A 14,682-nucleotide genomic window follows, 5' to 3' on the forward strand; every position below is an offset into this window, starting at 1 on the left:
GGGCGGTGGGCCTGGGGCCGGGCCCGACACCACGACATGACGGCGCGCCGTCAGCCCAGTCGCGAGCCGGCCGACCACCGTCGAGGAAGTCAACGACGCGTTCCGGCAAGAGGTCACCGAGGAGCGCTACCGCGACATCCTCGGTGTCTCGCAGGATCCGCTGGTCTCCGCCGACATCGTCGGCGACTCACGCGCCGCCGTCATCGACCTGGACCTGACCCGCGTCGTGGACGGCACGCTGGTCAAGGTCATGGCCTGGTACGACAACGAATGGGGCTTCATCCACCAGATGATCCGCGAGGCCCGCCGCACACTCGACGTAGCCGCATGATGCTCGCCGACCGGACGAGCGCGCAGCGGTCTTCCCGAACGTTGCCGCACTGACCTGATCCCCTGGGTGCGGGACCGGCCGTCAGCAGGACTGGATGCCGTCGGTGTTCCGATCATTCCCTCCGGGAATGCTCCCGGACGATCTTTGCGGTGCGGGTCGCCGACGGCCGGTGGTTCCGGCCCACCGCAGCCGTCCCCGGGCCGTCACCAGAACGGGTACGCCGCAGCCCGTCGCTACAGTATTCGAGACCCGATTTGGCTCAAGCCACGATTGTTTTCCTGCCCCCCATCCATTTCGGCTGGACTTGACGGCCTGGGCGTTGCGACGACGCCGCAAGAACACCGTCGCGTGCGTACGGCTGGGCGTTGAGGATCGACGGCGCGTTCCCGGCCGCGGTAGCGGCGTCGGTGAACGCGACAGCGGGCAGCCGGTCGATCGCAGTCGTCTCGTGTCTCATGCTCGGGCCCCCTGAGACTCCGTATGCGGCGGACCGTCGAGGTTCACCCAGCGGCCGCGGGTCGAGCGGGGCGCCTCCGGCGCCGGGTCGCGGGCGGCTGCTCCGACGTCGCGCAGAAGGTCACTGAGGATGGCTGCCTGGCTGCGCTCGACGTCTCGGGTGGCCGTCAGCAGCGTGACGGTCCTCGTGCGGGCCAGTTCCCGGAGCCGGTCGAAGGCGGCTGCTGGCCGGGCGTCGCGGAGTTCGATCAGGTAGCGGTCCCGGAACTCGGTGAACCGTTCCGGTCGGTGTCCGTACCAGCGGCGCAGTGGCGTGGACGGCGCGATGTCCTTCACCCACTCGTCGAGATGGACCGCAGCCTTGGTCAGACCGCGTGGCCACACCCGGTCGACCAGCACCCGGGGCGCCGTCATCGGACGAGGGATCATCGTAGACCTGGCGGAGCCTTACCTGCCTTTCCATGGGTCCTCCTCGATGTGGATCGCTCGCGGTCACCACAACGACCGCGGTGCGAGGTGTCATCGCCAATGCTCGCGCCGGGTCCTCGTCGCGGGACACGTATGTGGCCAGCACGTACCGCGGTGACAGATTGCCGGATCCCGGCAACGCCGGACGACATGGTTGCCCTACCCCGGCATCAGCTCGACTGGTGGCGTCTGGCCGTGAGGGACCAGGTGGAGGCCGATTCGCGATTTGCCGCGGCGAGGTGATCGCTCCGGCGGCTCCGCACGAAACGCGAACCATGATCGGGTGCGAGTTTCCGTATGCCAGCCACGTCCATGGGGTCGCCGGCAGATCCGACGAGGGCTGAGCAGTCAAACCTGACGGGATTGGTGGTGCAGGCGACCGTCCGATCCGCCGGCCCGCCTCGCGGTGTCGTGAGCGCCGTAGTGCCGAGCATCGGCAAGTTGCGGCACTCGACCTGACCGGCGACGGCGCCTGTGCCGGACCGGACCAAGGGCAATCATTGATGGTGATCGCAACGCCGGCTCGATAACAGAGCGGACCGGCCGGCGGTCGCCGCTGCAGGTCGGTGTCCATCGACGGCCAGAACCGGCCGCGCGGCCGACGATCCACCAGTTCGTTGTCACGCAGCCGGTCGCCTGTCCCCACTTCAACAGCCGAGGAGTCTCAGATGAGTATCGCCCAACGAAACGCAGAAACGACCTGGGAAGGCTCGTTGACCGCCGGCCGCGGAGTGATCCGCTCGGCGAGCGGCGCACTCGACGGGCTGGACGTGACCTGGGCGGCGCGCACCGAAACGCCCGGCGGCAAGACCAGTCCCGAGGAATTGGTTGGCGCCGCTCACTCGGCCTGCTTCGCGATGGCGCTCACGCTGCTGCTCGGCAAGGCCCACACGCCACCGGACCGCCTCAACGTCGCGGCAACGGTGACCCTGGACGACGTCGATGGCGTACCGACCATCGTCTCCTCCAGGCTGCGCGTGAACGGCTGGGTGCCCCAGCTCGACGCGGCAGGCTTCCAGAAGGTCGTGGACGAGGCGGCCGCATTGTGCCCCGTCTCACGACTGTTCGCCGGTGCTCGGATCAGCGTCGAAGCCACCCTGCAGGCGACCTGACTCACGCCAGTCATCCAGGTGGGTGGCGAATCGCCTCGACGCAATGGCCGTGCGGGCGGCGGAGCTGGGCAGGCCGTACCCGGTGTCGGGATCGCAGCCCGGGCGGCGGCGCTCAAGGCCCGGGTGGCTGAGGGTCCCGTACTTGCTGACGGTCGGCAACCGCGCGCCTTCCGGCGGCCCGCTGCCATCGCATTCCGTGGTGGGCTCCCAGGCTGCCCGCCGACGAGTGCCCGCGGTGCACAGGCTGGACAGATGGGTGGTTGCTCTGGAACGAGCCAGGGTGCCAGCGCAGGCATATCGGCTGACACCACCGACACCGACGACGAGCGCCACCGCACGACGATGCACGCGACAGGACATCGGCACACCGCCCGGAGGTCTTCATGCGTTTCTCGTTGACCCGACATCGCCGCGACGACGGGCTGGTCACGCTGGCCCTCGCCGGCGACGTTGACCTGGACGCCGTCGACGCGTTGGGATCAGCCATTCAGGACGCTCTGCACACACCGGATCGCATTGCCGTGGTCGTCGACCTGGCCCGGGTGACGTTCCTGGACTGCGCTGGCATCGGCGCACTGGTAGCCGGCCGCAACACCGCCGTCAGCCGGGGACACCGCTACACGGTGGTCAACCCGCAGCGCCAGGTCCGCCGGGTCCTGGAACTCACCGGCGTCTTCACCGCCCTCACCGGGCGGCACCCGGAGCCGGCACCGGTGGCCGGCCGAGCAGCGCGGTCACACCGTTCCCGGCGCCACCGCGACGACCAGCGGGTGGCGGCGACACCGTCGAGCGCCGGAGCCTACGCCTCGCCTCACCGATAGGAGCTGGTGATGGAGAAATGGTCGTTGACGGCACTCGCCGATGGACTGCTGAGCCACGCGCTCAGCGCGTCGAGCCGCCGCGACATGCGCACCAGTGATGGCGGACGTCCCACCTCGCCCTCCAGCCCCAGCAGCACCGCCCGGTCACTGCCGTGCCCGTGACCGGTCGCCCCGAGCGAGCCGAACAGCTCCGCCCGTACGCGCGCCACGTCAGCGAGCTGCCCGTCGGCCTTCAGGCCCGCCACGAACGTACGAGCGGCCCGCATCGGCCCGACGGTGTGCGAGCTGGACGGCCCGATACCGACGCTGAAAAGATCGAAAACACTGATCATGGCGCAATGCTCCTGTCATCGCCACGGACGACGGTCTTCGGTTCCGCGTGACCGCCCATGGCTGCCTGGTCCGCGGCGAACGATGCCGAAAGCTCCGCGTCGCGCTCAGTCGGCGGCGCCCGGCTTGAAGGATCGAGCCAGGAGGAGCAGGTTCGCGGGCTTCTCGGCAAGCCTGCGGGTGAAATACGCGTACCAGTCCTGTCCATACGGCAGATAAACCCGTACGCGGTACCCCTCCCCCGCAAGCCGCGTCTGCTCGTTCGCGCGGATGCCGTACAGCATCTGGACCTCGAAGTCGGTGGTGCTCCGGCCACCGGCGCGGGCGAGTCCGATGGCGCTGTCGATCAGGCGGGGGTCGTGGGTCGCCACCATGGGATAGCCCTGGCCCTGCATCAGGATCCGCAGGCACCTGTCGAATGCCTCGTCGATCTGACGCCGTCGCGTAAAGGCCACCGACGCCGGCTCCGCGTAGGCTCCCTTGACCAGGCGCACCCGGCTCCCTGCGTACGCGAGGCGCTGGCAGTCCGCCGGGGTACGGTGCAGGCACGCCTGCAGCGCCACGCCCACCCAGGGAAATTCGGTACGCAGTTCGTCCAGTACGGCCAGCGTCAGGTCAACCGTGGTGTGATCCTCCATGTCGAGGGTCACCGTGGCGTCGGCGGCAGCCGCAGCGGCACAGATGTCGCGTGTCAGCCGATAGGCGTGTCGGCGACCGTTGTGGGGCAGCGCGCTACCGAGCGCCGACAGTTTCACCGACACCTCGGCCATACCGGGCATCCGCATCGCGGAGAGCAGGCTGAGATACGCGTCGCGTACAGCGGCAGCCTGCTCGACTGTCGTCGTTCCTTCGCCGAGATGGTCGATCGTCACCCGCATCCCGGAATCGACGATGCGCCGCGCCACTGCGATCGCCTCGTCATTCACCTCGCCGGCAACGAATCGTTGCACCACGCCCCGGGTCAGGGGGGATCCGGCCACGATTCTCCGGAGTCGGTGACTGCCGGCCGCCATCAGCAACAGCTTGTTCGGCAATTGGGGTCCTTTCTCGGGGCTGTTGTCGCCCTCAGGAAGCAGAGCGTGACGAAGTGATCTACCACCCGCGGAAGCTCGGGTTCCCCGTACGGTCAGGAGGTGTGGCCGGGATGGAGGGGGTACCGATCGACGAGGCGAGCCACCCGCGTGCGTAGCGACGTGTCAGCCTCCTTGCCAGTCAGAGCACCGGCGATGATGTCGGCCACCTCCATGAACTCCGCTTCGGAGAATCCTCGGGTGGCGAGACCGGAGGTGCCGATCCGTAGCCCGGAGGTCACCATCGGCGGGCGGGGGTCGAACGGCACGGCATTACGGTTGACGGTGATGCCGACGCCTTGCAGCAGCCGCTCCGCCTGCGCGCCATCGAGATCCGCGTGACTCAGGTCGACCAGCACCAGGTGCACGTCGGTGCCTCCGCTGACCACCCGGATGCCGGCCTTCGCGACCTCGGCGGCGCCGAGACGATCGGCAACGATCTTCGCGCCGGTCAGGGCACGCCGCTGCTGATCCTGGAACCGCGGTTCTCCGGCGATCCGAAAGGCCACCGCCTTCGCGGCCACGACATGCGCCAGCGGACCACCTTGCTGGCCCGGGAAGACCGCAGAGTCCAGCCTCCGCGCGAGATCGGTGTACGCGCTGAGGATGGTGCCGCCCCGGGGGCCGCCGAGGGTCTTGTGCGTGGTCAGGGTGACGACATGGGCGTGAGGCACCGGGTTGGGATGCAGACCGGCCGCGACCAACCCGGCGAAATGTGCCATGTCCACGAGCAGGTATGCATCCACCTGATCGGCGATCCGCCGGAACCGGGCGAAATCGAGCGTCCGAGGGTAGGCCGACCAGCCGGCGATGAGCAGCTTCGGCCGATGCTCGCGCGCCAGCTCTTCGACCTCGTCCATGTCGATCAGGTGGTTTTCGGCGCCTACGCGATAGCTCACGGCCCGGTACAGCCGCCCCGAGTAGTTGATGCGCATGCCATGGGTCAGATGACCGCCGTGAGCGAGGTCGAGCCCGAGGATGGTGTCACCCGGCTGGAGCAGAGCAGCCATCACGGCGGCGTTCGCCTGCGATCCGGAATGCGGCTGCACGTTCGCGTACGTGGCACCGAACAGCCGCTTGGCCCGGTCGATCGCCAGGCACTCGATGTCGTCGACATGCTCGCATCCGCTGTAGTAGCGCCGCCCCGGGTAGCCCTCCGCGTACTTGTTGGTGAGGGCCGATCCCTGCGCCTGAAGCACGGCTCGGGGCGCGAGATTCTCGGAGGCGATCATGCCCAAGGTCTCGTGTTGGCGGCGTAGCTCCCGGCCGATCGCCTCGGCGACGACGGGGTCGAGGTCGGCCAGATCATCGTCGAAGGCTGCCATCGGGGCCTACCGCGACTCGTTGGAGAAGGCGCGGTACTCGTCCGGCGACATCAGGGAAGGCACCTGCGCCAACCGGACCCGCAGAAGCCAGCCTTTGCCGTACGGATCGACGCCGATCAGGCCCGGATCGGCGATGACCGCCTCGTTGACGGCGACGACCTCTCCGCTGACCGGGAGGTACAGCTCCGCGACCGACTTCGTGGACTCGACCTCTCCACACACGTCACCGGCAGTCAGGTGGCTCCCCGGCTCGGGCAGTTGCACATAGATGACATCACCGAGCGCTTCGGCGGCGAAAGCGGTGATGCCTACTTCGGCCGGCTGAACCGAGTCGTTGACCCACTCGTGGTTGAGGCTGTACTTCAGGTGTTCCGGTACGTTCATGACGCTGAACCCTCGCAAGGAATGGCCGCGATCACCGCGGACGACGGTAGAACGGAAGAGGGACGATCTCGACGGGCTCGGTGGTCCCCCGGATCTGCACGGCCAGCCGGATGCTGTCGCCGGTGCCGGCACGGATGCCGGCCATCGCGATCGGTCGTTTGAATGTGGGTGACGGGGCGCCGCTTGTGATGAGGCCGACCGGATCAGCACCATGGCCGTCGTCGGTCAGCGTCACCACCTGCTGGCCCGCTCGGGGAATTCTCTGCCCGGACGCGACGAGGCCGACGAGCCGACGGGTGACGCCGCTCTTGTGGGCCTCGGCCAGCGCGGCTCGTCCGACGAAGTCGCCTGGTTTGACGAAGGACACCACCCGCCCCAGCCCGGCATCGAACGGGGTGACGTCACGGCCGATCTCTGCGCCGTACAACGGCATCCCAGCCTCGATGCGGAGGGTGTCGCGGCACGCCAGCCCCGTGGGCGTCAAGCCGTGACGCCGACCGGCCACAAGCGCTGCTTCCCACGTGCGGACCGCGTCTTCGGCGTGTACGAGCAGTTCGAAGCCGTCTTCGCCGGTGTAGCCGGTACGAGCCACGACGGCTGGCCGACCGTCGATGTTCAGTAGCGCTACGGTGTAGTAGCGGAGCCGGGTGAGTCCCGTACCGGTCAGGGCTTCCACGATGGGGGCGGCGCGCGGCCCCTGCACCGCGATGATCGCCCGCTCGTTCGTGCGGTCGGCGGCCCAGGCCGCGTAGTCCGCACAACGGGTCCTGATGGCCTCATGTACGACGCGTGTGTTGATGGCGTTGACGACCAGCAGGTACCGGTGCGATGCGAGGCGATAGGCAACGAGGTCGTCCAGCACCCCGCCGGCGGCGTCGCAGAGCATGGTGTAGCGCGCGCCGCCGATCGGTACGGCGGACAGGTGCCCGACCAGAGCGTAGTCCAGTGCTGCCGGGGCCTCCGGCCCCGACACCTCGAGCTGACCCATGTGGCTGAGATCGAAGAGGCCGGCCTGTTCGCGTACGGCGCGGTGCTCAGCGAGCTCACTTCCGTAGCGAAGGGGCATCCGCCAGCCGCTGAAGTCGGTGAATCGAGCTCCGTGTCCTATGTGCGATGCATGCAGAGGTGAGCGGAGCAGAGCCGCAGGATCCTGGTGCACGGGGGCGCTCCTCGTCCCGACGCACGCGGCGTCGAACGGTCGGTTGCCTCCCGCTCTGTCATTGACCTGAGAGCTTCACCGCTGCGTCAGCGGCTTGCACCGTGGGTGAGACGACGGTCGTCTGCTTTCCAGAGTCACCTCGCCTGCACGGTAATGGGGCCTGAGAGTTTCTTGGGAGTTTGCTCCTTCGGCGCTCCGAATGAACGGAGTCTCTCCCGTGCAGGTTCGAATGGTGTCTATGTAGTTGTGGGCCATTCGCAGGTTAGATGACGGCCCATACCGCGTCAACATCATCCTGCCCATAGCTGATGCCTATATATCGCCGTCGGATCGCTACGACGCTGCGGGATGGGCGTGGGGATTGGCCCGCCACCATCGGGCGAAGGCAGCGTTGTCGTTGACGTGATCCAGGTAGGCCCGGGTGATGGCCTGGAACAGGGTGCTGCTCTGTGCAGAGGTCAGCGCATCGCGCCGCCAGACGACCATCAGCCTGGCCAGCAACTGCGGCTCCCCGCGCAGCGGCAGCACCCGAGTCCCGGCGGCCGGGGCCCAGGTCGGGTCGACCAGCCGGACACCGTCTCCGGCGGCCACCAGTGGGTGCGCGGCGCCACTCGGCGCTTCGTACCGGATCTTCGGCTCGAAACCTGCAGCGCGGCAGGCCCGTCGCAGCGAGGCAAGTGAGCCGTCGTCCGGCCCCGGCGGGCACACCCACGATTCGTTTCTCAGGTCGGCCAGCCGCACCTGCTCGTGGTGGGACTGCGGGTGGGAGGCGGACATGGCGACGAAGATCGGGTAACGGGGGATCAGTGGCCGGCTGGTGAGCGTGGGACCGATCGGCATCTCGAAGCCCTCAAGGATGCCCAGCAACGCGGCATCCAACTGGCCCCGGGTGAGTGCCTCCACCAACAGGCGCGAGGACGGCTCGATCTGCAGCGCGATCTCCGGATCCGGGAACGCTTCCGCGACATGACGTACGATACTGCCCGCGCAGGCGATGTGGACGGTGCCGAGTCGGAGCAGGCCCGGATTGGGGTGCCGGTCGCCGAAGTCCTCGACGAGCGCGTCGACCTCGGCCAGCACGACGCGGGCGCGCTGGAGCACCTGCTTGCCGAGTTCGGTCGGTTGCATACCGGTACGGCTTCGGACGAACAGCGGCCCACCGACCGTCTTCTCGATCCGATGCACCTGGGCCGTCAGCGCGGGCTGCGACAGACCCAGGCGGGCGGCGGCGCCGGTCACGCTTCCGGCCTCGGCGATGGCACTGATCGCCCGCAGGTGGCGCACATCGATGCCCATGACCGAGATTATGCACGCGACCGCAGGCGGCGCGGTGGCCACAGGCCAGGCGGGCGCGCCGCCCGGCGACTCCCGCCGGGCGGCGCGCTCATACCCATCACATGGGGTTCAGTAGCGCGTGCTCACCGTGGCGCCAGAGCAGGCGGTCTTCCCGTAGAGGCTGATGTAGTGGTACCCGGCGGCCGGGCTGGGGATGGCCAGCGACTCGGTGTTGCCGGCCCCGGCGGAGGAGCGGGTGGCGTTGCTGGTGGTGGCCCAGCTCGACGGACTGTAGTAGAGATCGCAGTTGCCTGTGCCGCCGGCCGCGGCAATGGTGAGGGTGCTGACGCCGGCGGGCAGGTAGATGTACAGGTAGTCGTAGTTGCCCGCGGTCGCGGAGCGTCCGCTGCGCTGGCAGTTGCGGTCGAGGGTACGCGTGTCAGTGCCGCCGCATTCCGGCATGGTGGTGCCGCCGCCCGTCGTGACCGAGATGGTCTGGGACGATCTCGCGGTCGCTCCCTGGTTGTCGGTGACCGTCAGCGAGACGGTGTAGGTGCCGGCCGCAGCGTAGGTCTTGCTGGGGTTGACGGTCGACGAGGTGCTCCCGTCCCCGAAGGCCCACTGCCGTGAGGCGATGCTGCCGTCGGCGTCCGTGGACCGGTCGGTGAAGGTGGCGGTGAGCCCACTGGTCGCCACGGTGAACGAGGCGGACGGCGGCTGGTTGGTCGGGGGCGGCGTGGTGCCCCCGCCGCAATCCCCTGCCGCGCAGCGCGTCAGCCAGGCGTCGAAGTCGGCGTCGTAGCGCGAGCCGATGGTGCTGGTGAGGTACGTGCGGGCGGCGTTGAATGCCCCCGATCGGTAGTATCCGAGCACTGTCGTCATGTCCGGCCGATGGGACTGCATCATGTACCGCACGGCCAGGTAGCCCCAGTTGTAGATGCGCGTCTGGTCGTTGTTGTAGGTGGTGTCGAACAGCGTGCGCAGCGCATAGGTGTGGTTGCCCGCCTGGTTCTGGGCGCTGGTGTAGGTGACGTTCCGGTAGGAGTAGGAGACGTACTCGGCGAAGCCTTCGATCCACCAGATGGTAGGTGTGGTGATGTTGGCGCTGAAGTCGCCGTACATGTTGAACCGGCCATCGAGGTAGTGGGTGTACTCGTGGTTGAGGTTCCAGATCTGGAAGGCCGGCCGGACCCACTCGGCTTCGTAGGCGATGAACCTTGCCTGGTTGCTGGGGTCCGACGGGTTGCCCTCCAGGTACATACCACCGTTGTTCGTATCGATGCCGTAGATGGCGCCCGCGTAGGTCTGGTAGTCGGTGCTCGAGTTGAAGACGACAACCTCGATGTCGGTGTTGACATCGCCTGCCACCGGCCCGCTGTCCCCGACCAGGCTGTGGAAGTAGGCGTCCTGGCCCTTCAGGCTGGTGCAGGACTGGCTCAGTTCAGCCGAGGTCATGTCCTGCGCGACGATCTTGATCGATGGGCTGCATGTGTAGTTGATCGTCAGGACAGAGCTGGTCAGCTGGGCGGAGAGGTTGCAGGTGGTGTAGTAGGAGCAGTTGGCGACGTCGTATGCCTGGGTCATCTCGGCGACGCCGACCCAGAGCGGCGCGGTCGGGCCGGTCATGTTGCTTCGCGAGAGAAGCGCCGACGCCATCGGCCGCGCGATGGGCTTGAGCGGGGCGTGCTGCAGGAATCGTCCGAGTTCCCGGCCCGCGTTCGACGTGAGGTAGCCGTTGTCGGTGCCGAGGAGACCGGCGTGGGTGTTGGCGAAGTTGTACAGGTTGTCGAGCACGGTGCGGTCGCCCTGCACGGCGGAGACGAACGCGGGCACCTGGTGGCCTCGGAACAGCACCGTGTAGACGTTGTTGACCGCGTTGAGCATGTACCAGGACGAGGTGTACGACGAGTTGAAGCCGGTCAGGAGCCGGTTCACCACGAACAGGTATCGGGCGTTCTCCTGTGCGCTGTCGATGAGCGTCACCGCCTCCGCCAGGGTTTCACCGTTGGCGTCGGTCACGTCCCAGGCGCGTGCGTTCGCGAAGAAGGCGTCGAGCGCTGAGCGGATCGCGGTCTGCAGTGCCGGCCCGTACGTTCCGACGCTCGTGTCGTACCACTGCACGTAGTAGCCGGCCCGCAGGTAGAGAACGAGCTGGGGCATGCCGGTGGAGGGGTTACCCGGGTAGCCGGGCGAGCCGTCCCGCACGGCGTACGCGACGCTTGCCATCTGCGCCTCGCGGAAGGCGTTGTAGGCATCGCTGCCGGAGAGGCTGAACAGGCTGTTGATGCAGTCGACAGTGGATCCCTTGATCTGGCTGACCAGCGCCGATCCCGTTCGGCCGGTGAAGTCTGCGGGGCTGCAGGCGGCAGCGGCGGCGCGAGACCCGGCGTCCGACGGCCGAGCGCGTCGCTTCGCGGTTGCGGGGCGGTCGTAGTCGACGCGGGCGGCGTCCTTCGCGGCCGGCTGCGGCGGGCGCTTGTGTACGGGGAGCGCCTGCTCGCTCACATGGTCTACCCGGTCCTTGCCCCGAACAGTCGCATCGCCCGCTGCCGGCGGTGCCGCATCGGTCTTTCTGGCCTGCTGCCCGGGTGGCACGGGCCGCGCCGTGTTCGCGGCGGCCGGCGGCGCGATGATGCCGCAGGCGAGCGTCAGCGCGGTGAGCGCGCCGAACAGCTGACCTAGTCTTCGCCGCAATGGGTGTCCAGACATGCTCTCTCCTCATGGGCGAGGGTGTGATCCAGCAAAGGCGCTGACGCACTTCGATGGATGCTTGGGGGGTGGACGCTAGCCAGGCGGCTCCGGCGGCCACAACGAGTCCACAGCGGGTGGTCAGGGTGGCCCGCCTGGGCCTTACCGGAACCTGTGAGCGATGCGTCGAGGGTCGTCGGATCGATCAGGCGACGTGATGGACAGATGACATGAAAGCGGGCGGTCCGGTCGTGCGATCGTCCAGGTGTTCACGATTCAGACACCGGACGGCAACCATGGCGACCATCTTGCTCATCGACGAAGACCATCGCTATCGGCGGCTACTCGGCGATCAGTTGACGCGCTTCGGTCATCTGGTCACCGAGATCGCCCTCCATGAGAGCGGGCGGACGCTGTCCGACCTGACCTGCCACACCCACCGGAGGCCGGATGTCGTGATCGTAGACCCGGTCGTGCCGGCGGTGGACGGGCTGCTGCTGATGCGCCTGCTGTGTGTCGCGTCCCGCCGCCCGGTTCTGGCACACAGCATCAGGAGTATCGATGATGACGTCGTCCGCATGCTGCGCGCCGGCGCAGACGGATTCCTGCCGAAGCCGTGTCCACCCGCGGTGGTTGACGCCTCCGTCCGCGCTCTGCTGCGCCGGGTTCCGCCGGCACCGCCTCCGGCGCCGTCCGAGGTCGGCGCTCTTCGCATCGATGTGGCAGGTCGCAGCGTCTCAGTGGATGGACGACCCGTGGCGCTGACGCGTACCGAGTTCGAGCTTCTCGCCTATCTTGCGGAGCACCCCGGCCGGGTGGTGCCACGGTCGCAGCTACGGACGAGGATCCGCGCGGAGGGCCTGCCGTCGGCGGCGTCCCTCGACGTCCTGCTGTCCCGTCTGCGGCGCAAGCTGGGCGAGCGCTCGACAGGCACGAAATACCTGCACACCGCTCGGGGGCGGGGAGTCTCGTTGCGACCGGTTCCGGCGCGGGAGCAGATCATGCAGACATCCGGGAGCGATGCGGCGCGTTGATCGCCGATCGTTCTGGGCCGCGCCGCGGCGCACTTCATGGGGGACCGCGATGCGTTGCGGCAAGGGACGTGGTCCGGCGGGCCGTTACCAGACGAAGCAGCATGACGAGGGACGAGTGTGATGTCATGGGGAAGATCGGTCATCGGCCCGCCGAGCGACAACTCGCTTACACGTTCGGGGGTCGGATACCAGTCGCGCATCTGCGCTCCGGTGACGTGCTGGAGGTGTACACCGAGGACTGCTTCGGTGGCCGGCTTCGCAGTGTGTCCGACCTGTCGTCCTGGATGTTGGAGACGCCGCATCTGAATCCGGTCTCCGGACCCTTCCTGATCGAGGAGGCCGAGCCCGGTGACACACTCGCCATCCACATCGTCTCGATCGTTCCCGCGCGAGACTGGGGGGTGTCGTCCACGCCTCCACACATCGGCGCGCTCGGATCCGGTGTGCGAGCGCTCGCGCTTGGCGCACCGGTCGAGGCGCGGGTCTGGTTCTATGAGATAGATCGTCGGGCTGGAACGGTCCGGTTCCAGCCGACGAGAACGGACCATGCGGTGGACCTGCCGCTGGAGCCGACTATCGGCACCATAGGCGTGTCTCCCGGGAGACTCGAGGCTCGGTCCACCATGGTGCCTGATTTCTACGGCGGGAAGCTCGACATCCCCGAGGCGCGTGCGGGCGCGACCCTGTACCTGGGTGTCAACGTTCACGGGGCGATGCTTGCGCTCGGTGACGGCTACGCTCGCCAGGGGCACGGCCAGGCCTGTCCGGCCGGTGTGGCGATCGCTACCGTCACCACTGTCGCCATTGAGGTGATCAAGGGATGGCAAATTAGTTGGCCACGGTTGGAGACCGACCTCGATCTCATGTCGATCGGCTGCGCCCGTCCTCTCGATGACGCCTATCGAATAGCTCACCAGGATCTGGTGAGCTGGGTCGGATCCTTGGCGGGGCTGGAGATGCTGGACGCTCATCAGCTCGTCTCGCAGGCAGGGCGGTCGGCCCTCGGCAACGTGCTCCCCCATCCTGCTACCGCCTACGACGACGCACACGATCGGCTCAAGCGGACCGCCGCCTCGGCGGGATAGCGGTCGTCGATCCCTCCACGCACCGGGGCGTGCTTGCTGGTCGATGAGAGTGCTGTTCGTCGTCGCGAGGCGTCGTCAGACAAGCTGATGGGTGCCTCGACCAGCGCGGCTGGAAAACGGGGCTCTCCATCGCGAACGTCGAGTAGGTGCCGAGGATAACCTCGAAGAGGCGGTCGGCCTGTTCGGCACTCATGCGACGGCGATGCCACCAGAGCGTGAGGTGCATGCGCAGCGGTTCCCCGGCGAGGGGAACGACTGCGACTCCCGGACCGCCATGGGAGGTCGGCTCCACCAGCTGAACGGCGCGTCCGGAGCCGACGAGCTGCCGCCCGCCGCCGCTGGGCACGTCGAACTGGATTCGCGGGGTGAAGCCTGCCTTGCGGGCCGCCTGCCAGAAGGCGGACAGGGAACCGTCCTCTCCGCCGGGCGGCCTGATCCATGCCTCTTCTTTGAGCCCTTCCAGGGGGATCTCCCGAAGACCCGCCGCCCGGTGGGCGCTGGAGACAGCGACGTACACCGGGATTGCCGACGCGAGCACCCGCTCACCTAGTTCCTGCGGGAGTGGAATCTGATGGGACTCCGCAATCGCCAGCACCGCCACATCGAGGTCGCCGTGCACCAGTCGCTGGGCGAGCCTCAGGCTGGACGGCTCGACGCACATGGAGAAGGAGATATCCGGGAAGCTCGTCTCCAGACAATGGAACAGAGACGAGACGCACTCCATGTGCACCGATCCAAATCGGATCGTGCCCGCCGGGCCGGCGATATTTCCCCTCAACGCGGCCATTTCGGCGACCAATAGGCGGGCTCGTTGGAGGAACTGCTCTCCGAAGGTGGTGGATCGAGCGCCACCGCGCCCGCGCTGGAATATCTGATGACCGACCATCCGTTCGACACGCTGAAGCAGGGTCGTGACGGAGGGCTGCGAGATCCCCAGTCTGGATGCTGCTTTCGAGATGCTTCCGGTATCGGCGATCGCGCAAACGACTCTCAGATGCCGGATTTCCAGATCCATGCGTGCACCCTATCCATCCGGGTTCAGGCCGGGTTGTCAACACCGGTTGAACCCTGACCCCTCTGTTCCGGCCGAACTTTGACCCCCTCGCTGGTTGTAGATGTTCAGTCGTTGGTCTTGGTGGCTGCG

12 protein-coding genes, 2 pseudogenes and 1 riboswitch are annotated in these 14,682 nt (G+C 67.7%); of the genes and pseudogenes, 5 read left to right on the forward strand and 9 right to left on the reverse strand.

Annotation, left to right across the window (positions count from 1 at the left end; translation table 11 throughout):
- Nucleotides 1–76: 76 nt before the first annotated feature.
- Nucleotides 77–331 (forward strand): annotated as a pseudogene (locus ACIBPB_RS07875) (hypothetical protein); the annotation flags it as partial.
- Nucleotides 332–784: 453 nt separating this feature from the next.
- On the opposite strand, the gene ACIBPB_RS07880 reads toward ACIBPB_RS07875, so the two are convergent.
- Nucleotides 785–1,201: a DUF488 domain-containing protein gene (locus ACIBPB_RS07880; protein WP_396838807.1), complete on the reverse strand. Its 417-nt coding sequence runs from the start codon at nucleotides 1,199–1,201 to the stop codon at nucleotides 785–787.
- A gap of 722 nt (nucleotides 1,202–1,923) precedes the next feature.
- On the opposite strand from ACIBPB_RS07880, the gene ACIBPB_RS07885 reads away from it, so the two are divergent.
- Both ACIBPB_RS07885 and ACIBPB_RS07890 read left to right on the forward strand, forming a co-directional pair.
- Nucleotides 1,924–2,367 carry an OsmC family peroxiredoxin gene (locus tag ACIBPB_RS07885; RefSeq protein ID WP_396838808.1) on the forward strand — a complete coding sequence of 148 codons (444 nt, stop codon included), beginning with the start codon at nucleotides 1,924–1,926 and terminating at the stop codon, nucleotides 2,365–2,367.
- Nucleotides 2,368–2,750: 383 nt separating this feature from the next.
- Complete coding sequence (locus ACIBPB_RS07890; protein WP_396838809.1) at nucleotides 2,751–3,188, forward strand: STAS domain-containing protein; 438 nt, start codon at nucleotides 2,751–2,753, stop codon at nucleotides 3,186–3,188.
- A gap of 62 nt (nucleotides 3,189–3,250) precedes the next feature.
- Here ACIBPB_RS07890 and ACIBPB_RS07895 read toward each other — a convergent pair.
- From ACIBPB_RS07895 to ACIBPB_RS07925, 7 genes and pseudogenes are all read right to left on the reverse strand, one after another.
- Nucleotides 3,251–3,520 (reverse strand): annotated as a pseudogene (locus ACIBPB_RS07895) (serine dehydratase beta chain); the annotation flags it as partial.
- Between the two features lie 105 nt (nucleotides 3,521–3,625).
- Entirely contained in the window at nucleotides 3,626–4,552 is a 927-nt protein-coding gene (locus ACIBPB_RS07900) for a proline dehydrogenase family protein (RefSeq protein ID WP_151012858.1), read from the reverse strand.
- Nucleotides 4,553–4,644: 92 nt separating this feature from the next.
- Nucleotides 4,645–5,913 (reverse strand): serine hydroxymethyltransferase, encoded by a 1,269-nt coding sequence (glyA, locus tag ACIBPB_RS07905; protein ID WP_318332093.1) that lies wholly within the window; start codon nucleotides 5,911–5,913, stop codon nucleotides 4,645–4,647.
- A gap of 6 nt (nucleotides 5,914–5,919) precedes the next feature.
- Complete coding sequence (gene gcvH, locus ACIBPB_RS07910) at nucleotides 5,920–6,297, reverse strand: glycine cleavage system protein GcvH (RefSeq protein ID WP_128138908.1); 378 nt, start codon at nucleotides 6,295–6,297, stop codon at nucleotides 5,920–5,922.
- 31 nt (nucleotides 6,298–6,328) lie between these two features.
- Nucleotides 6,329–7,456 (reverse strand): glycine cleavage system aminomethyltransferase GcvT, encoded by a 1,128-nt coding sequence (gcvT, locus tag ACIBPB_RS07915; protein WP_318332092.1) that lies wholly within the window; start codon nucleotides 7,454–7,456, stop codon nucleotides 6,329–6,331.
- 138 nt (nucleotides 7,457–7,594) lie between these two features.
- A riboswitch (glycine riboswitch) is annotated at nucleotides 7,595–7,684 on the reverse strand.
- A gap of 105 nt (nucleotides 7,685–7,789) precedes the next feature.
- Nucleotides 7,790–8,752, reverse strand: a complete 963-nt coding sequence (locus ACIBPB_RS07920; protein WP_135240905.1) for a LysR substrate-binding domain-containing protein — start codon at nucleotides 8,750–8,752, stop codon at nucleotides 7,790–7,792.
- A 108-nt stretch (nucleotides 8,753–8,860) separates the two neighbouring features.
- Nucleotides 8,861–11,440, reverse strand: a complete 2,580-nt coding sequence (locus ACIBPB_RS07925) for a collagenase (protein WP_396838811.1) — start codon at nucleotides 11,438–11,440, stop codon at nucleotides 8,861–8,863.
- Nucleotides 11,441–11,715: 275 nt separating this feature from the next.
- Here ACIBPB_RS07925 and ACIBPB_RS07930 point away from each other — a divergent pair, with 275 nt between their 5' ends.
- Together ACIBPB_RS07930 and ACIBPB_RS07935 are read left to right on the forward strand one after the other, a co-directional pair.
- Nucleotides 11,716–12,453, forward strand: coding sequence for a response regulator transcription factor (locus ACIBPB_RS07930; RefSeq protein ID WP_396838812.1), 738 nt, complete (start codon nucleotides 11,716–11,718; stop codon nucleotides 12,451–12,453).
- A gap of 101 nt (nucleotides 12,454–12,554) precedes the next feature.
- Complete coding sequence (locus ACIBPB_RS07935) at nucleotides 12,555–13,538, forward strand: acetamidase/formamidase family protein (protein WP_396838813.1); 984 nt, start codon at nucleotides 12,555–12,557, stop codon at nucleotides 13,536–13,538.
- On the opposite strand, the gene ACIBPB_RS07940 is transcribed toward ACIBPB_RS07935, so the two are convergent.
- Nucleotides 13,510–14,553 carry a LysR family transcriptional regulator gene (locus ACIBPB_RS07940; RefSeq protein ID WP_396838815.1) on the reverse strand — a complete coding sequence of 348 codons (1,044 nt, stop codon included), beginning with the start codon at nucleotides 14,551–14,553 and terminating at the stop codon, nucleotides 13,510–13,512. The genes ACIBPB_RS07935 and ACIBPB_RS07940 overlap by 29 nt on opposite strands.
- Nucleotides 14,554–14,682: the final 129 nt, after the last annotated feature.

It is taken from the genome of Micromonospora sp. NPDC049836 (assembly GCF_044465125.1).
Lineage (GTDB): Bacteria > Actinomycetota > Actinomycetes > Mycobacteriales > Micromonosporaceae > Micromonospora.

Coding starts and splice junctions, on each gene's coding strand:
- ACIBPB_RS07925 (WP_396838811.1), bottom strand. CDS start 11,440: ATGTCTGGACACCCATTGCGGCGAAGACTAGGTCAGCTGTTCGGCGCG.
- ACIBPB_RS07935 (WP_396838813.1), top strand. CDS start 12,555: ATGACGAGGGACGAGTGTGATGTCATGGGGAAGATCGGTCATCGGCCC.
- gcvH (WP_128138908.1), bottom strand. CDS start 6,297: ATGAACGTACCGGAACACCTGAAGTACAGCCTCAACCACGAGTGGGTC.
- ACIBPB_RS07920 (WP_135240905.1), bottom strand. CDS start 8,752: ATGGGCATCGATGTGCGCCACCTGCGGGCGATCAGTGCCATCGCCGAG.
- glyA (WP_318332093.1), bottom strand. CDS start 5,913: ATGGCAGCCTTCGACGATGATCTGGCCGACCTCGACCCCGTCGTCGCC.
- ACIBPB_RS07885 (WP_396838808.1), top strand. CDS start 1,924: ATGAGTATCGCCCAACGAAACGCAGAAACGACCTGGGAAGGCTCGTTG.
- ACIBPB_RS07880 (WP_396838807.1), bottom strand. CDS start 1,201: ATGACGGCGCCCCGGGTGCTGGTCGACCGGGTGTGGCCACGCGGTCTG.
- ACIBPB_RS07890 (WP_396838809.1), top strand. CDS start 2,751: ATGCGTTTCTCGTTGACCCGACATCGCCGCGACGACGGGCTGGTCACG.
- ACIBPB_RS07940 (WP_396838815.1), bottom strand. CDS start 14,553: ATGGATCTGGAAATCCGGCATCTGAGAGTCGTTTGCGCGATCGCCGAT.
- ACIBPB_RS07930 (WP_396838812.1), top strand. CDS start 11,716: ATGGCGACCATCTTGCTCATCGACGAAGACCATCGCTATCGGCGGCTA.